This window comes from Janthinobacterium sp. SUN206, assembly GCF_030587305.1.
GTDB lineage: Bacteria > Pseudomonadota > Gammaproteobacteria > Burkholderiales > Burkholderiaceae_D > Janthinobacterium > Janthinobacterium kumbetense.
This window is the reverse complement of record NZ_JAPWIB010000002.1, coordinates 797,272-813,348: the sequence shown is the minus strand read 5'-3', so window position 1 is coordinate 813,348 and position 16,077 is coordinate 797,272. Positions and strand designations below refer to the sequence as shown.

The window sequence follows — 16,077 nt, the reverse complement described above, 5'->3', positions numbered from 1 at the left end:
TATGACGGCCAATGGCGGTTTTGGGAAGGGCGGGGATGGAAAAAACCTTGCGCAACGCTCGGGGGCGGACTAATATAAGTAGGTAGTCTACCTACTTATATATTTCCATGCCCACTACCGAAGACCTTCCCATCCCCGAACGCGCGCTGGCGCTGTCCGATGAATTGCGCACGGCGTTCAAGCGCCTGCTGCGCTCCATGCAGCGCGAAGGGGGCGAGCTGGAAGGTGGCGTGTCGATGATGCAGTACATGCTGCTGGCGCTGATCCACGAGCAGCCCGGCATCGGCGTGGCCGCGCTGGCGCGCCTGCAGAACGTGCGCGGGCCGACCGTCAGCGCGCAGGTCAAGTCGCTCGAAGAGGCGGGTCTCGTCGAGCGCAGCGCGCCCGATCCGCAGGACCGGCGCCGTTCCGGCCTGCACCTGTCCGCACATGGCCTGGCCATCCTCGACACCCTGCGCGCGCGGCGCCGCGATGCGCTGGCGCGGCGCATCGCCCGCCTGACGCCGCAGCAGGTCGACGCGCTGGCCGCCGCCATGCAGCCGCTGCTCGAGATAGGCCAGGCATGAGCGGCCTCGGCACACCCGCAGGCGCAGAGGCGCCATTGACGGAGCGCGAAGTGCGCGCCACCTACCTGGGTCTGATGGCCGTGCTGGGCCTCGGCGCGCTGGACCAGAGCATCGTCGCGACGGCCTTGCCGCGCATCGTCGATGACCTGGGCGGCATGGCGCACCTGTCGTGGGTGGTGACGGCGTACGTGCTGGCCTCGACGGCCACCATGCCCCTGTACGGCAAGTTGGCCGACCAGTACGGCCGCCGCCCCATGATTTTCACGGCCTTGCTGACTTTCCTGCTCGGTTCCGTGCTGTGCGGGCTGGCGCAGAACATGACGGAACTGATCATCTTCCGCGCCATCCAGGGCCTGGGCGCGGGCGGCTTCATGCCGCTGGCGCAGATCATCATCGGCGACATCGTGCCGCCCGCCGAGCGGGGCAAGCGGCAAGGCATGGTGCCCATCGTGTTTGCCGTCACCAGCGTGCTGGGCCCCGTGCTGGGCGGCGTGATCACGGACGCCCTGTCGTGGCACTGGATTTTCTTTGTCAATATTCCCGTCGGCGCGGCCGCCTTCGTCATCATCGCGCGCGCCATGCGCAAACCCGCGCTCGCGCATGCGCACCGGATCGATTATCTTGGCTCCGCCTTGCTGACGGGCGCCGTCACGGCGGCGCTGCTGGTGCTGGCATTGGGCGGCACCGAGTGGCCGTGGGATGCGCTGGCCATCAAGGTGTGCGGCGGCGTCGCCGTGCTGCTGGGGATCTGGCTGGCGTTCCACGTGGGGCGGGTGGATGAACCCGTGCTGCCGCCCGACCTGTTCGAGAACCGCACCTTCAATATCGCCAGCCTGGTGATGGCCATGACGTTCATGGGCCTGATGGGCGCCAGCGTCTTCTTTCCCCTGTTCTTCCAGCTGGTGATGGGCACCAGTCCCGCCGAATCGGGCGTCATGACGGTGGCGATGATGGTGGGGCTGGTGGCGTCGTCGATGTTCAACGGCCGGGTGCTGTCGCGCTCGGGCAAGTACAAGATGGTGCAGGTGGCGGGGCTGGCCGTGGCGGTCGTGGCGTTTGCCGTGCTGGCCTGGGCCATGGAAACGTCGCGCGGTTACTGGATCATCGAGCCGGCCATCTTCTTCCTGGGCACGGGGCTGGGGCTGGTGATGCCGAACATGACGATCGCCGTGCAAAATGCCTTGCCGCTGGCGCGCCGCGGCGTGGGCACGGCCATGCTGGCCTTTTTCCGCTCGCTGGGCGGCTTGCTGGGCGTGACGGCGTCCGGCGCCATCCTTGCGCGCCAGCTGCACCAGCATGGCGTGGAAGCCGTTTCGGCGCTGGGCGCGCAGGCGGCCGTGCAGACGGTGGAGGTGTACCGCCATGCGATTGCCAGCGTGTTCGGCGCCGGCGCCGTGCTGCTGCTGGTGGGGCTGGTCTTCCTGCTATTCCTGCCGGAACTGCCCCTGGAGGGGCATCCGGCGACGGTCAAGGATGATCAGTAGCGTTCCAGCCAGTGCGCGTACGGCGCCGGCAGGGTCCACGAGGCGCGTTCCACGCCGATTTCCTTGGCGGCAAAATATGCCCAGTGCGGGTTGGCCAGGTGCGCCTTGCCGACCATCACCACGTCCAGCTGCTCTTCCTTGACGACGCGCTCGGCGATGGCCGGCGTGCCGAAGCCCCAGGCGGACGAGACGGGCACGCCCGCTTCGCGTCGCACTCTCTCGGCGATCGGGCCCATGAAGGCAGGGCCCCAGGGAATTGCCACATCGGGAATGGTAAAGCCCATGCTGACACTGATCATATCCATGCCGGCATCCTTGAACTGGCGCACGAGGGCTATCGATTCGAGCAGGGTTTGCTCGTCGCGGCCGTCGAATTCCAGCACGCCGAAGCGGATCGTCAGCGGCAGGTGCTCGGGCCACACTTCACGCACGGCTTTCAATGTTTCCAGCAGGAAGCGGCTGCGGTTTTCCAGGCTGCCGCCATAGATATCGTCGCGCTGGTTCGAGTGGGCGGAAAAGAAGCTTTGCGCCAGGTAGCCGTGGGCGAAGTGCAGCTCCAGCCATTCGAAGCCCACTTCGCGGGCGCGGATGGCCGCGTCGACGAAATTCTGGCGCACGCGGGCGATATCGTCGAGGTCCATGGCGCGCGGCACTTTCGGCAGGCCGCCGCCAAAGGCGATGGCGGACGGGGCGATGGTTTGCCAGCCGCGCGCGTCTCCTTCGGCAATATGGTCGTCGCCTTCCCAGGGGCGGTTGGCGCTGGCCTTGCGGCCCGCGTGGGCGATCTGGATGCCGGGCACGGAGCCGGCCGCCTTGATGGCCTTTACCACCGGCACGAAGGCTTGCGCCAGATCATCGTTCCAGATGCCCGTGCAGCCTGGCGTGATGCGGCCTTCCGGCGCCACGGCCGTCGCTTCGACGATCACCAGGCCCGCGCCGCCGCGCGCCATGCCTGCGTAATGCGACAGATGCCAGTCGTTGGCCTGGCCATCGACGGCCATGTACTGGCACATGGGCGGCACGGCGATGCGGTTGCGCAGGGTGATGCCTTTGAGGGTGTAGGGCTGGAAGAGGGCGGACATGGTGGCCTTTGTGTTTGTTGGTGGAAATGTCAGGGAATGCTGATTCGGTAGTTCGTAAATATTCGAATAATGGAATTAGTATAGCGCATGCTGTATGATTCTGCTCATGCGCCCACACAAACATCCTCCCGCCAGCGAATTCGTCCTCGAGCGCGTGCTGTACGCCCTGAGCGATTCCATCCGCCTCGACATCGTGCGCCACCTGGCCCGCGTCGACGCGGCCGCTTGCGGCGACCTTGATGGCGGACGGCCGAAATCGACCGTTTCCCACCATTTCAAGGTCTTGCGCGAAGCGGGCCTCGTCTACACGGAAAACGCGGGCACGACGCACATGAATACCCTGCGCCGCGCCGATATCGAGAGCCGCTTCCCCGGCTTGCTGGATGCCATCCTGGCGCAGCAGCCCTTGGCGCCCGAGCCGCCGCAGGCGGAAAAGCCGACAGTTTAGCCGCCTGCCGTGCCCCGCCATTTTTCAGGCTCGGCTATGATATCGGCCTTTCGGTAAATCCTCAGCCGCGCGCCTGTTGCGCGATGGGCTGGCGAGACTACCTGGCATGGCAAGGGATGGGAATGACGGCAGCAGCAGTGGTATCACAGGCGGACCTGGCACATCGTCCGCAGTTTGGCTGGATCAATGGTTTGAAGGCAGGCGCGGCGCAGTTGATCGTGTTGCATCACCTGGCGTTTTACGGGCCCATGTCCGACTACGTGCAACCCCTGTGGCCCGAGCTGCTAGGCTGGCTGGGCGGTAGCGCGCGCATCGCCGTGCAAGTGTTCCTCGTCATCGGCGGCTTTCTCGTCGCCAAATCCCTGTCGCCCGCCGGCCGCCCCGGCATTGCCACGCCGCTACAGGCGATCTGGCGCCGCTATGCCAAGCTGGCGCCGCCTTTCTTGGCCGCCACCTTGCTCGCGGCCATCGTCACGCCCGTGGCCGGCATCTGGATGCTGCACGACTCCATGTCGGCCGCCGTCACCCTGGGCCAGCTGAGCGCCCATGCCTTGCTGCTGCACGGCGTGCTCGGCTACGAGTCGCTGTCGGCCGGCGCCTGGTACGTGGCCATCGATTTCCAGCTGTACTTGCTGACGGTATCGCTGCTGTGGCTGGGCGGCCGCCTGGCGGGCCAGCGGCGCGGGCACTGGCTGATGCCGCTGGCCGTCACCGCGGGCATCACCTTTTCCCTGCTGTATTTCAATCTCGACGCGGGCTGGGACAATTGGGCGCCGTATTTCTTCGGCAGCTACGGCCTGGGCATGCTGGCCTGGTGGGCCAGCGATCCGGCCCGCAAACCCGCTGCCATGACCGCGCTCATGGCCATGGCAGCCGTGCCCGTCCTGCTGGCCCTGGCCGTCGACTACCGCAGCCGCATCGCCCTGGCCCTGATCGTCGCCTGCGCCCTGTTCCTGTTCGGCCGCGCCCGCACGCCGTCCCAGGGCGGCGCCTGGAATGTCATCAACGCCCTGGGACGCATCTCGTATGCCGTGTTTCTCGTCCACTTTCCCGTCAGCCTGCTGGTCAATGCGCTGTTTATCAGCTATGTCCCGCTTGAGCCGGAGTGGCAGGCGCTGGGCATGCTGACGGCCTGGGGTGCCAGCCTGGCGACCGGCGCCGCGTTTTACCGCTGGGTGGAGGTGCCGCTGGGGCGCGCGATGGGCAGCGCGGTGGCGCATCTGGCCGGGAGGCCGGCGCTGGTGTCGCGTTAACGACTGGTTTCCGGTATGCCGGGAGAGGTTCAGGGATATAGTTGCCGTGTATGCATGACGGCAAGAATTTCTATTGCGCTTGCCTCAACGCGATATACGACGACATAGTTTGGGTGAGCAACCAGTTCCCGCGTGCCGGCAACTCTTCCGGTCCGGTATAAATGAGGATGATTTGGAAGTTGGGAGATGGCGTTGTCGATGTCGTTGTAAAGCTGCAGCGCCGCCGGCTGGTTGCGCTGCGCGATATACGTGAGTATTGCGGTCAAATCTTCCTGCGCTTTAGCCTTCCATCGAATCGGCAGCATGGTCATCAGGCTGGGCTGCGACGATTTTCTTCAGTTGCGCCATGACCGCTGCATGTGGATGGACAGGGCGGTCATCATTTAGTGATGACAATACCTTGGCGCGAAACCAGTGGTCATAGGTTTCGGCTGCTTCCGCTGTCTCAAATGCGGACGTGGTCGAGGGTAGGGGGTCGTTCATGATTGCCTGATTATACGACAGTTCGACAGAGGCGCATCGCAGGTGGCAGGGTGTTTGATTTGCGTCAGCGGTCGCATCCCGTGCAGGTGATGCTGCCGAAAACAAAAAAGCCAACCGCGAACGGTTGGCTTTTTCATAGTATTTGGTAGGCCGTGCGGGATTCGAACCTGCGACCAACGGATTAAAAGTCCGCTGCTCTACCAGCTGAGCTAACGACCCAAAAACTTTTTACAACAACTTCGGTAACACTGTGCCGTAAAAAAATGCTTGCTATAACAACTCGCAAGCAGATCAGTACTGCGTATTCGTGGTAGGCCGTGCGGGATTCGAACCTGCGACCAACGGATTAAAAGTCCGCTGCTCTACCAGCTGAGCTAACGACCCGAAGAAGAAAGATTATAGGGGGTGCCCGGGATTCTGTCAAACCTAACGGGCAACTTTTTCCCCGCTTTTACTTTTTGCCGCCCCGTTCCTTGGCGGCCTGGGCCGCGCTGGAGTCCGGGTAGCGCGAGATCAGGGCGTTCAGCGTCTTGGTCGCGTTCGGCTTGTCTTTCAGCTCCGTGTAGCAGCTGGCGATGTTGAGCATGGCGTCGGGCGCTTTCGGGCTGTCCGGGTAGTGTTTCAGCACGGCCTGCTGGGCCGTGATGGCGCTCTTGCAGTCGCGCTGGGCGTAATAGGCGTTGCCCAGCCAGTATTGCGCGTTGGCCGCATAGGCCGATTCCGGATAGCGTTTCACGAAGCCGTCCAGGGCCGTCACGGCGCCCTTGTAGTCGCCCGACTTGAACAGGCCGAATGCGGATTCGTATGCGCTTTGCTCGGACACGCCCACGGCCGCTTCCTGGCCGTCGATGGTGACCTGGCGCGGTTCGAGCTTGCGCAGGCGCGCGTCGATATCGGTGTAGAAATCCTTCTGGCGCTTTTGCGTGTTTGCCAGGTCGTTGCCCAGCACTTCGATCTGGCCGCGCAGGCGGGCGATCTCTTGCATGGTCTGGTCGTGCTGGTTGAGCAGGCTCAAGGCGCTGGTCTTGTCCGCCTTGGCGTCGATGCGGCTGTTCAGGTCGCGCGCCATGGCGTCGACCTTGGCGCGCAGCTCGAGGATGGCCTTGCGTGCTTCGTCGTCATCGAACAGGGCGGCGTTGGCGTGCAGGGGCAGGTAGGCAAACGCGGCCATCAAGGCGGCGGCGACGCCGGCTTTCGAGAATGTCATCATGAGTCGGGCTTTCAAAAGTTACGCAAACATGCAAACGGGGCGCCGGGCGGTGAATCACCGCGCTGCGCCCCATTATTATGCCTATGACTGGCCAGTTAGGTAAGCGTCAATGCTGCCGCGCTCACCCCTGAACATCAATAAACGATGTCAGCGCGGCGGTTTTCTGCCCATGCTGCTTCGTTGCTGCCTTGAGCTTTAGGCTTTTCTTTGCCCAGCGACACGGCTTCCATTTGGCCTTCTGGCACGCCCAGGGCTGCCATCGACTTGCGCACGGCTTCAGCACGTTTCTGGCCCAGGGCCAGGTTGTACTCAGCGCCACCGCGTTCATCGGTGTTACCTTGGATCAGGATCTTGCGGCTAGGCGTTTTCACCAGGTAGCCAGCGTGGTTTTGCACGACTGGGGTGTCCGCTTCGCGCACGACGTATTTGTCGAAGTCGAAGTAGATGCTGCGGTTGGCCAGCACGCCTTTTGGATCGTCCAGTGGATCGACTGATGCGGTCGTTACTGGCTGAACTTGACGGGTGTCAACTGGAGCGACGACTTTTTCAGGAGCGCGCTCAACCACTGGGGTCTCTGCTACTTTGACTGGGGTGCTGCAGGCGGACAGCAGGGCTGCGGTAGCGGCGATGAAAGCCAAACTTTTAAAGTTACTCATTTTTATTCTCCGGGTCATGGTTAAAGGTGAAACTGTACAGCATTTACTTCATAAAAGGACCCCAGGTGGGCTCCTTGATATTGCCAGCTTGCGTAGTCAAACGCTGTTTGACGCGGCCATCCACCGATACCACTGCCAGCGACTTGCGTCGTCCGGATTCGGTCGCGTACATGATATATTTCCCGTTGGGCGAAAAGCTCGGTGATTCGTCGTTGGCGGTGTCCGACAGGCGCAGTTCCTGGCCACTAGCCAGGTCGAGCGCGTAGAGCTGGAAATTGCCGTCGCGACGGGAAATATAAGCGAGTGTCTTCCCGTCGGACGAAATCCGCGGGCTGATGTTGTAGGAGCCGCCAAACGTCACGCGCTTGGCTTCGCCACCGCTGGTCGACATGCGGTAGATTTGTGGTCCGCCGCTGCGATCGCTGGTGAAATAAATACTTTGGCCATCGGCCGAGAATTGGGGTTCCGTATCGATGCCGCTGCTGGTGCTGACGCGGCGCAAGCCGCTGCCGTCGGCATTGACGGTGTAGACCTGGGTATGGCCGTCGCGCGACAGGGCCACGGCCAGGCGCGAGCCGTCCGGGCTCCAGCTCGGCGCCGAGTTGCTGCCTTTTTCATTCGACACGATGGTGCGCTGGCGCGTCACCAGGTTTTGCACGTAGACGATGGGCTTTTTCTTTTCGAACGACACATACGCGACCTTGGTGCCGTCCGGCGACCACGACGGTGAAATGATCGGCTCGTTCGAGCGCAGGGCGACCTGGATGCCTTCGCCATCGGCGTCGGCCACTTCCAGGCGGTATTCGCGGCCCGATTGCGTGACGTAGGCGATGCGCGTGGCGAACGCGCCTTTGACGCCCGTCAATTTTTCATAGATATCGTCGGCGATCTTGTGCGCCAGCAAGCGGTTGAATTGCGGCGCGGCCGCATTGTTCATGCTGGAGATCTGGGCGCCCTTGATGGTGTCGAACAGCTTGTAGCGCACGTCCAGGCGGCCATCGGCCATGCTTTGCACGGTGCCGGCCGCCAGCGCGTCGGCGCCGCGCGATTTCCACTGCTCGTAGCTGACGGGCGCCGTTTCCGACACGGGCGCATCGGCGTCGATCAGCTTGAACACGCCGCTGCGCGCCAGGTCGGCCTTGATAATGCCCGACAGCGACTGCGGCGCCGCCGATTCATTGACGAAGCTGGCGACAGCTACCGGGATCTGGTTGCTGCCGATCCCCGTAATCTCCACGCGCAGCTGCGCCTGGGCGCCGGAGGCTCCCAGCATCAGGCCGGCGCAGAGCACGACATAGCTCATTTTTTTCATGGTCATCATTTAGGCAAATCCTTCATCTCGAATATGAGTTCAATCTCGCGTTCCACGGTGCCGTCTTTTTTCTTCGGCAGTGGCGACGATTTATTAATGGCGTTTTCCACCGAGCTGTCATACGCCGGCAGGCCGCTACTTTTAATCTTTCGGACCGAAATAATTTCCCCAGTTGGCAGTTGCTCGATCTTGAACACGGCGCGCGGGTTGCCCGGCACGTCCGTGCTACCGCTGTACGCGATATTGCTCTTGATCTTGCTCGTCAGGGCAGCGACATAGCCGCTGTCCTTGCGTGGCGCGGTCGCTTTCGCGGCCGTACCTGTTGTGCCATTGCCTGCCTGCGCCATCAAACGCTTCATGTCATCGGCACGCAATTTGTCGGCTGCCGCTTTTTCAGCCGCCGCTTTTTTCGCCTTGGCCGCTTTTTCGGCCGCCGCTTTTTTATCGGACAGTTCTTTCTCGGCTTTTTCTTCCGCCGCTTTTTCTTTCTCTTTTGCTTGCTTGGCTTTCTCCAGCTTGTCGGCCTTTTCTTTTTCCAGCTTTTCAGCCTTGTCTTTTTCTTTCTGCTTCTGTTTTTCCAGTTCGCGCTTTTCTTCCTCGCGTTCCTTCAATTCCTGCTTGCGGCGTTCTTCCGCTGCCGCTTTGTCTTTTTCTTCTTTCAGCTTGGCCTTCTTGCGTTCGAGGGCGATCTCCGCCTCGCGCAGGTCGACCTTCGGCTCGGGCGCGGCCACGGGCGGCGGTGGCGGCGGGGCCGGCTGTTCCACTTGCGGTTCCGGCGGCGGCGCCGGTGTCGGTTCCGGTTCCGTCGCCACTTCGGGCGGCGGCGCGGCCGTCTGCACTTTCAGGTCCCATACTTCCGCTTCGACGGCGACAGGTTCCGTATTTTGCCAGTGTACGCCCACCCACAGGAAAAACAGCAGGCCAAGGTGCATCGCCAGCGCCAGGCCCAGCGAGGGCCAGCGGCTGCGTTCGCGCGGCACGCTGTAGGGCTTGCCGAGTACATGGTCGATTTGTTTGGTCTGCAAAGTCTAGTCTATCTAAAAACGGTCAAGTCTGGAAACAGGGTGCTGCGCTTACTTGGTGGCCAGGCCGACGCGGGTAATGCCCATTTTTTTTGCTTCCGAAATGAGCTGGATCACATCGTCGTACTTGCTTTCCTTGTCGCCCGCGATCATCACGGGATAGTCGGGATTGCTTTCGTGCAAACCGCGCAGCTTGCGCAGCAGGGCGTCGCGGTTCGGTTCCGTTTCCGGCGACAGCTGTTCCTTGCCGATGACGCCGATCGACAGCGAACCATTCGGTTTCAGTACGATCTGAATATAGTCATCGGGCGGTTTCGCCGACTTTTCCGCGTTGGGTAAGTTCACCACGCTGGGATTGTTCGACGACGGCATCACCATGAAAATGATCAGCAGCACCAGCATCACGTCGATATACGGCACGACGTTGATCTCGGACTTGAACTTGCGGCCACGGCCACCGCGCATGCCGCCACTATTAAAGGAGGAACCCATGGACCTTGCTCCCTCTTAGCGCGACTGGCGCTGCAAGATGTTGGAGAATTCCTCGACGAAGCTCTCGAAGCGGATCGCCAGGCGGTCGATGTCATGCGAAAAACGGTTGTAGGCGACGACGGCGGGAATGGCCGCGAACAGGCCGATGGCGGTGGCGATCAGCGCTTCGGCAATGCCGGGCGCGACGGCGGCCAGGGTGGCTTGCTGCACGTTGGCCAGGCCGCGGAAGGCGTTCATGATGCCCCAGACGGTACCGAGCAGGCCGATGTACGGCGAGACGGAGCCGACGGACGCGAGGAAGGCCAGGTGCGATTCGAGCACGTCCATTTCACGCTGGAAGGCGGCGCGCATGGCGCGGCGTGCGCCGTCGAGCACGGCGCCGACGTCCAGCGCTTCGCGCGAACCGTAGGAAGCCTTGCCCTTGATGAATTCGCCCATGCCGGCGTCGAAGATGCGGGCCAGCGCGCCGCTCTGGTCGCGGTTGCCGCTGGCGTTCTGGTGCAGCGCATGCAGGTTGCCGCCGGCCCAGAAGCTGCGTTCGAATTCGATGGTTTGCTTGCGCGCCTGGCGCACGGCAAACATCTTGCGGAAAATGTAGGTCCAGCTGGTCAGGGAAATCAGCAGCAGCAGGGCCATGATCAGTTGCACGATCAAATGGGCATTGGAGATGAGCGCGAGGAAAGAAAGATCTTGTGTAACGTTCATTGGCTGGCAGTCTGTTGGGTGAATTGTCCGGAGGTGGCGGGTAGGGCTCAGGCGGCGCGCATGCGGGCCGCTACTGCATCAGGCACGGCGCGCGGGCGCAGTGCCGAATCGACGCAGCCGATCTTGACGCGGGCCGTGTTGAGCAGGCGGTCGCCGCACCAGGCTTGTTGCAGGAAAACGATGGAGGCACGCCCCATTTTTTCTATGCTTAAGGTTAATCTTACCGTGTCATCGAGCCTGGCTGGCGCATGATAGTCGGCGTTGACGCTTTTGACAACGAACATCGCGTCATGCTGTTCCAGCAATTCCTGCTGGCCCACGTCGATGGCGCGCAGCCATTCGGTGCGCGCGCGCTCGAAGAATTTCAGGTAGTTAGCGTAATAGACGATGCCGCCGGCGTCGGTGTCTTCATAGTAGACACGTACGTTCCAGGTAAAGACTGAAGGCATGTTTATTGCGCCAGTAGTGAGATTGAGCAACATTTTACGCGATTTTTCTTCTTGTGACTGTGGGCGCTTGCTGGAAAGCCATGCAAAAGCTGCATATAAGTTGCACCGCAGCATTGTAAATCCGGCGTGTGCAATGGCAAGCTTCGTAACATACGCTTACATGCCATGGCCAGGTTTAAGCCCAGCTTAAAAGCCGCGGCCATCCCCGGGGCGGCCTGTGGCCGCGCCCGGGCGGCGATGGCGCGCGGCGATTATAGCCGCACGGTTGCATTCCTTGCTCAATTTGGGTACTTAACTTACAATTTGACTTCCATTACGTCTCACGTGACTGGCGAAAAGTCGGGCGATCTCCATGAATGGCGGTCGGCAAACCGGCGAAAGGTGGGCACCCACCGGGAAACGTGAGATTTTTCATCAGCCGTTCGCCTGGGTAGCCACTATGGAAAAGCACGAAGAGGCTGCCTGTCCAATGTTGTTATTCACTTAACGCCGGCTCCCCTCATTCGATCCAACCTGCCAGTACAAGCACCCTCATACTTGGAGTTTTTACATGTTTGCAAAAGATCACAACCTCGCCAACGTCGATCCTGAATTGTTCGCCGTCATTCAAAAAGAGAACACGCGCCAGCACGACCACATCGAACTGATCGCGTCGGAAAACTACACGTCGCCAGCCGTAATGGAAGCGCAAGGCTCGCAGCTGACGAACAAGTACGCCGAAGGCTACCCGGGCAAGCGTTACTACGGCGGCTGCGAATACGTCGACGTGGCCGAGCAACTGGCCATCGACCGCGTGAAACAGCTGTTTGGCGCCGAATGCGCGAACGTGCAGCCGAACTCCGGCTCGCAGGCGAACCAGGGCGTGTTCTTCGCCATGTTGAAACCAGGCGACCTGATCATGGGTATGTCGCTGGCCGAAGGCGGTCACCTGACCCACGGCATGCCGCTGAACATGTCCGGCAAATGGTTTGACGTCGTTTCCTACGGCTTGACGGCGGAAGAAGACATCGACTACGAGGCAATGGAGCGCCTGGCCCGCGAACGCAAGCCCAAGCTGATCATCGCCGGCGCGTCGGCATTCTCGAAAAAGATCGACTTCGAACGCTTCAGCAAGATCGCCAAGGAAGTGGGCGCCTACTTCATGGTCGACATGGCCCACTACGCCGGCCTGATCGCCGCCGGCCTGTACCCGAATCCGGTGCCGTTCGCCGACTTCGTCACCTCGACCACGCACAAATCGTTGCGCGGCCCGCGCGGCGGCATCATCCTGATGAAGGCCGAACACGAAAAAGCCATCAACTCGGCCATCTTCCCAGGTATCCAGGGCGGCCCGCTGATGCACGTCATCGCCGGCAAGGCCGTCGCCTTCAAGGAAGCGCTGAGCCCTGAATTCGTCGAATACCAGAAGCAAGTGATCAAGAACGCCGACGTGCTGGCGAAAACCCTGATCAAGCGCGGCTTGCGCATCGTTTCCGGCGGCACCGAATCGCACGTCATGCTGGTCGACCTGCGCGCCAAGAACCTGACGGGCAAGGAAGCCGAAGCCATCCTCGGTTCCGCGCACATCACCTGCAACAAGAACGGCATCCCGAACGACCCGCAAAAACCCTTCGTCACCTCGGGCATCCGCCTGGGCAGCCCGGCGATGACGACGCGCGGTTTCAAGGAAGCGCAAGCGGAAGAAGTGGGCAACCTGATCGCCGACGTGCTGGACAATCCGCATGACGCCGCCACCATCGAGCGCGTGAAAGCGGCCGTGAAAGTACTGGCCGACGCGCACCCAGTGTACGCAGCATAATTATTTGTCCAGAATGTGTCATACGGAGTAAGATTCTGTATGACACATTCCAGTCGTGCCCAAGGGCGCCCGGAGTGATTCGGGCGCCCTTTGTACAAGGGCGGCGATTTCCCGTAATTATTACTATAAAGTTGTAGCCAGCCCATGAAATGTCCATTTTGCCAGCACGGCGACACCCAGGTTCTCGATACGCGCGTATCGGAGGAAGGGGATGCCATTCGGCGCCGCCGCCGCTGCGGCAAATGCGACAAGCGTTTTACCACGTACGAACGCATTGAACTTATCATGCCGGCCGTCGTCAAAAAGAATGGCAGCCGGACGGAGTTCGCTGCGGATAAGTTGCGCGGCAGTTTGATGCTGGCCTTGCGTAAGCGTCCCGTCGCGGCCGCCTCTGTGGATACGGCCATCGCGTCCATCCAGGAAAAGCTGCTCACCAGCGGCTTGCGCGAAGTCGAATCCGGCTATATCGGCGAACTCGTCATGCAGGAACTCAAGCGCCTGGACAAGATCGCCTACATCCGCTTTGCCTCCGTCTACAAGAATTTCGAAGACCTGGCCGAGTTCCAGGACGCGATCGCCGAAGTGGGCCAGGCGCGCAAGCCCTGACGCTCACCTGGATATTCACTTTGCCGGCAACGGGGCCGCTCATGCGCCCCGTGTTCACCATGCCAGCGCTTGCCTGGCAAGCGGTCTGATCAATCCCACCGCCGTTCTTCTCGACTTATCATCGTCCTGTTTGCGCTAGCGCAGACGCGGTTTTTTGCGCGCGCCTATCTTGTAGCTGGGCCGCCTGTTCCTGCGGCTCTTTCTGCGGAAGGGAGTAGCGCATGCGCAAGGACGGTCGCACTATGTTTCCTGCGGGTGGCAGCAGCCTCGTGGAAGTGCTGGTGTCGCTGCTGCTGTTGGCGCTGGGCCTGCTGGGCGCCAGCGTCCTGCAATTGAACGCCCTGCGCGCGCGCCACGAGTCGGCGCTGTTGTCGGCGGGCGTGCAACTGGCCGCCGGCATGGCCGAGCGCATGCGCGCGAACAACGTGCTCATGAATGGCCCCGATGCGGGCAATCCCTACCTGAACGTGGCCTACGCGGCGGCGGACGGCGCCGAAGCTGGCGGTGGCGCGCCGGACTGTCTTGGCGCTGCCGCCTGCAGCGCGGCCGAGCTGGCGCAATTCGACGTCGCCGAATGGAAGCAAGGGCTGCATGCGGCCTTGCCCGGCGCGCGCCTGCGCATCTGCCGCGACCTTGCCGCGTGGGACGCCGCCGCCCAGGGCTTGCAGTGGGCGTGCAGCGGCGGCAAGGGGGCGCCCATCGTTATCAAGCTGGGCTGGCGCGGCCGCCTGCCCGATGGCTCGCCCGCCGTGAATGCGGCAGGCGAGTCGCTGCCCAGGCTGGCATTCCAGCTGGGCGGGGGCGGCGCATGAACGGCGGGCATCGTGGCATGAGCCTGGTCGAATTGCTGGTGGCCCTGTCGCTCGGTGCGCTGTTGATGCTGGCCGCCAGTAGCGTGCTGCTGGCGGCCAGCGGCAGCTATGGCGACCAGTCCGCCAGCGCGCGCCTGGATGACAACGCCCGCTATGCGCTCGACGCCATCGCCCGCGCCGTGCGCCAGACGGCGTATGTGAATTGGGACAGCAGCGCCGCGCCAGTCGCCCATGCGGATTACGACAGCGCGAATATCGCCGGGCTCGACGCGCGCAGCCTGGGCAAGAACAGCGACGGCATCAGCGGCGCGCTGCCCGGCGCCCTGCATGGCAGCGACGTGCTGGCCCTGCGCTATTACGGCGTCGGCAAGGAAGAGGGCGGCGACGGTTCCGTGCTCAATTGCGCCGGCTTTGGCGTGGGCGCCGCGCAAACGGAGGCGCAGCGGGGCTGGAGCATTTTCTACGTGGCGCAGGGCGCCGATGGCGAAGGCGAGCTGCGCTGCAAGTACCGCGGCGCGAACGGCTGGGGCGCGGACGCCGTCATCCGTGGCGTCGATGTTTTCCAGGTGCTGTATGGCCTCGACACGGATACGCCGCCTGACGGCGTGGCGAACCGCTATGTCAACGCCAGCGCGCTCGACGCCTACGATGCGGCGCTGCTGCTGGAAGGGGCGGACGCGGCCGCGCGCCAGCGCGATTTTCACCGACGCACGCACTGGAAACGCGTGGCCAGCGTGCGCGTGGCGCTGTTGCTGCATGGCGAGGCGGAACAGGCCGACAAGATGGCGGAACTGGGGCCGGCGCAGTTCGACCTGTTCGGCAAGGCGTATGCCGAGGCGCATGGCGCCGGCGACACTGGCGTGCGCATTGCGCGCGCATCCTTGCCTGCCGCGACGCGTTCGCGGCTGCGGCAACTGGTGCAGACGAGCATCATGCTGCGCAACGGGCCGGCCTAGGCGGGCGGCGCGATGGCTGGCGCGGGCGTCCGCTGTTGCGTGCCTTGGCGCCCACCTCGTGCGCGATGCGGCGGCGCCACCCTCGTGTATGTGCTCTGGTGATCATCTTGTTGCTGGGCATATCGGCGGCGCAGATGGCCTTGCAGGGAGAAAAGGCGGCGCGCGGCGAGCGCGACCGGCAGATCGCGTTTCAGGCTGCGGAGGAGGCACTGGTGGATGCGCAAAACGATATCGAAGGCTTGCCCGGCGCGCCGGGACGCAGCAGCCTCTTCGCGCCAGGCAGTGCGGCCGGGTTCGCGGAGGGTTGTGGTGAGGGCGGCGCGCTGGGCCTGTGCCTGCCCGCGGCCCCGGAGGCGCCGGCCCTCTGGCTGAGTACGGACCTCGATGGCGCCGAAGCCAGCAGCCGCACCGTGCCATACGGCCAGTTTACGGGCGCCGTCATGCAGACGGGGCAGGGATTCCTGCCGTCGCGCCGGCCCCGCTACCTTATCGAACTGCTGCCGTTTCACCCGCCCGGCGCGCAGGCCACGGCAGCGGCCGGTGGTCTGGCCACGGAAAGCTATGTGTACCGCATCACGGCCATCGGTTTTGGCGCGCAGGAAAGCACGCAAGTCGTGCTGCAAAGCTATTACCGCAAACAGGCGGCGGGAGCGGGGCCATGAGGGCGCCGCGGTTCATCTTGCCACCCACTTTGCCGTCCACTTTGTGGCCTGCTTTGCGGTCTGCCCGGCGGCATGCCGGCT

Annotated in this window: 19 protein-coding genes, 2 tRNA genes and 1 riboswitch; of the genes, 9 read left to right on the top strand and 12 right to left on the bottom strand. The window is 62.8% G+C overall.

Going from position 1 to position 16,077, the window contains the following annotated elements; genetic code table 11:
* Nucleotides 1-107 precede the first annotated feature (107 nt).
* Both O3300_RS16590 and O3300_RS16585 read left to right on the top strand, forming a co-directional pair.
* Nucleotides 108-566 (top strand): MarR family winged helix-turn-helix transcriptional regulator, encoded by a 459-nt coding sequence (locus tag O3300_RS16590; protein WP_305053551.1) that lies wholly within the window; start codon nt 108-110, stop codon nt 564-566.
* Nucleotides 563-2,050, top strand: a complete 1,488-nt coding sequence (locus O3300_RS16585) for an MDR family MFS transporter (protein ID WP_305053550.1) — start codon at nt 563-565, stop codon at nt 2,048-2,050. The genes O3300_RS16590 and O3300_RS16585 overlap by 4 nt, the downstream gene beginning before the upstream one ends.
* On the opposite strand, the gene O3300_RS16580 is transcribed toward O3300_RS16585, so the two are convergent.
* Nucleotides 2,044-3,132, bottom strand: coding sequence for an NADH:flavin oxidoreductase/NADH oxidase (locus tag O3300_RS16580; protein ID WP_305053549.1), 1,089 nt, complete (start codon nt 3,130-3,132; stop codon nt 2,044-2,046). The two genes, O3300_RS16585 and O3300_RS16580, sit on opposite strands and share 7 nt — an antisense overlap.
* A 106-nt stretch (nt 3,133-3,238) precedes the next feature.
* Here O3300_RS16580 and O3300_RS16575 point away from each other — a divergent pair, with 106 nt between their 5' ends.
* Nucleotides 3,239-3,580 (top strand): helix-turn-helix transcriptional regulator, encoded by a 342-nt coding sequence (locus tag O3300_RS16575; protein ID WP_099668182.1) that lies wholly within the window; start codon nt 3,239-3,241, stop codon nt 3,578-3,580.
* Between the two features lie 122 nt (nt 3,581-3,702).
* On the top strand, nt 3,703-4,833 hold the full coding sequence (locus O3300_RS16570; protein WP_305053548.1) for an acyltransferase: 1,131 nt from the start codon (nt 3,703-3,705) through the stop codon (nt 4,831-4,833).
* 29 nt (nt 4,834-4,862) lie between these two features.
* On the opposite strand, the gene O3300_RS16565 is transcribed toward O3300_RS16570, so the two are convergent.
* From O3300_RS16565 to ybgC, 11 genes are all read right to left on the bottom strand, one after another.
* Nucleotides 4,863-5,144 carry a type II toxin-antitoxin system RelE/ParE family toxin gene (locus O3300_RS16565; protein WP_305053547.1) on the bottom strand — a complete coding sequence of 94 codons (282 nt, stop codon included), beginning with the start codon at nt 5,142-5,144 and terminating at the stop codon, nt 4,863-4,865.
* Entirely contained in the window at nt 5,113-5,316 is a 204-nt protein-coding gene (locus O3300_RS16560) for a stability determinant (RefSeq protein ID WP_143451356.1), read from the bottom strand. The genes O3300_RS16565 and O3300_RS16560 overlap by 32 nt, the downstream gene beginning before the upstream one ends.
* A 143-nt stretch (nt 5,317-5,459) precedes the next feature.
* Nucleotides 5,460-5,535, bottom strand: a tRNA-Lys gene (locus tag O3300_RS16555).
* An 89-nt stretch (nt 5,536-5,624) separates the two neighbouring features.
* Nucleotides 5,625-5,700, bottom strand: a tRNA-Lys gene (locus O3300_RS16550).
* Nucleotides 5,701-5,767: 67 nt separating this feature from the next.
* Nucleotides 5,768-6,526: a tol-pal system protein YbgF gene (ybgF, locus tag O3300_RS16545; protein ID WP_305053546.1), complete on the bottom strand. Its 759-nt coding sequence runs from the start codon at nt 6,524-6,526 to the stop codon at nt 5,768-5,770.
* A gap of 134 nt (nt 6,527-6,660) precedes the next feature.
* A complete protein-coding gene (gene pal / locus O3300_RS16540; RefSeq protein ID WP_034786578.1) occupies nt 6,661-7,182 on the bottom strand; it encodes a peptidoglycan-associated lipoprotein Pal in 522 nt (173 codons plus the stop codon).
* 43 nt (nt 7,183-7,225) lie between these two features.
* On the bottom strand, nt 7,226-8,494 hold the full coding sequence (gene tolB, locus O3300_RS16535) for a Tol-Pal system beta propeller repeat protein TolB (protein ID WP_369811619.1): 1,269 nt from the start codon (nt 8,492-8,494) through the stop codon (nt 7,226-7,228).
* Nucleotides 8,495-8,499: 5 nt separating this feature from the next.
* Nucleotides 8,500-9,519, bottom strand: a complete 1,020-nt coding sequence (gene tolA / locus O3300_RS16530; protein ID WP_305053545.1) for a cell envelope integrity protein TolA — start codon at nt 9,517-9,519, stop codon at nt 8,500-8,502.
* 48 nt (nt 9,520-9,567) lie between these two features.
* Nucleotides 9,568-10,008, bottom strand: coding sequence for an ExbD/TolR family protein (locus O3300_RS16525; protein ID WP_223278896.1), 441 nt, complete (start codon nt 10,006-10,008; stop codon nt 9,568-9,570).
* 15 nt (nt 10,009-10,023) lie between these two features.
* The gene (gene tolQ / locus O3300_RS16520; protein ID WP_034759183.1) at nt 10,024-10,713 is read right to left on the bottom strand and encodes a protein TolQ; all 690 of its coding nucleotides are present in this window, start codon (nt 10,711-10,713) and stop codon (nt 10,024-10,026) included.
* Between the two features lie 47 nt (nt 10,714-10,760).
* Nucleotides 10,761-11,162, bottom strand: a complete 402-nt coding sequence (ybgC, locus tag O3300_RS16515) for a tol-pal system-associated acyl-CoA thioesterase (protein WP_046682324.1) — start codon at nt 11,160-11,162, stop codon at nt 10,761-10,763.
* A 314-nt stretch (nt 11,163-11,476) separates the two neighbouring features.
* Nucleotides 11,477-11,601: riboswitch (ZMP/ZTP riboswitch) on the top strand.
* A 111-nt stretch (nt 11,602-11,712) separates the two neighbouring features.
* Between ybgC and glyA the strand changes: the two genes are divergently transcribed.
* The 5 genes from glyA to O3300_RS16490 all read left to right on the top strand — a co-directional run bounded on the left by glyA (nt 11,713) and on the right by O3300_RS16490 (nt 15,996).
* A complete protein-coding gene (gene glyA / locus O3300_RS16510; RefSeq protein ID WP_034786580.1) occupies nt 11,713-12,960 on the top strand; it encodes a serine hydroxymethyltransferase in 1,248 nt (415 codons plus the stop codon).
* Nucleotides 12,961-13,104: 144 nt separating this feature from the next.
* Complete coding sequence (gene nrdR / locus O3300_RS16505) at nt 13,105-13,566, top strand: transcriptional regulator NrdR (RefSeq protein WP_077401309.1); 462 nt, start codon at nt 13,105-13,107, stop codon at nt 13,564-13,566.
* Between the two features lie 242 nt (nt 13,567-13,808).
* Complete coding sequence (pilV, locus tag O3300_RS16500; RefSeq protein WP_305053544.1) at nt 13,809-14,378, top strand: type IV pilus modification protein PilV; 570 nt, start codon at nt 13,809-13,811, stop codon at nt 14,376-14,378.
* A complete protein-coding gene (locus tag O3300_RS16495) occupies nt 14,375-15,334 on the top strand; it encodes a PilW family protein (protein WP_305053543.1) in 960 nt (319 codons plus the stop codon). Before pilV ends, O3300_RS16495 begins: the two co-directional genes overlap by 4 nt.
* A 98-nt stretch (nt 15,335-15,432) precedes the next feature.
* Nucleotides 15,433-15,996, top strand: a complete 564-nt coding sequence (locus O3300_RS16490; protein ID WP_305053542.1) for a PilX N-terminal domain-containing pilus assembly protein — start codon at nt 15,433-15,435, stop codon at nt 15,994-15,996.
* Nucleotides 15,997-16,077 lie beyond the last annotated feature (81 nt).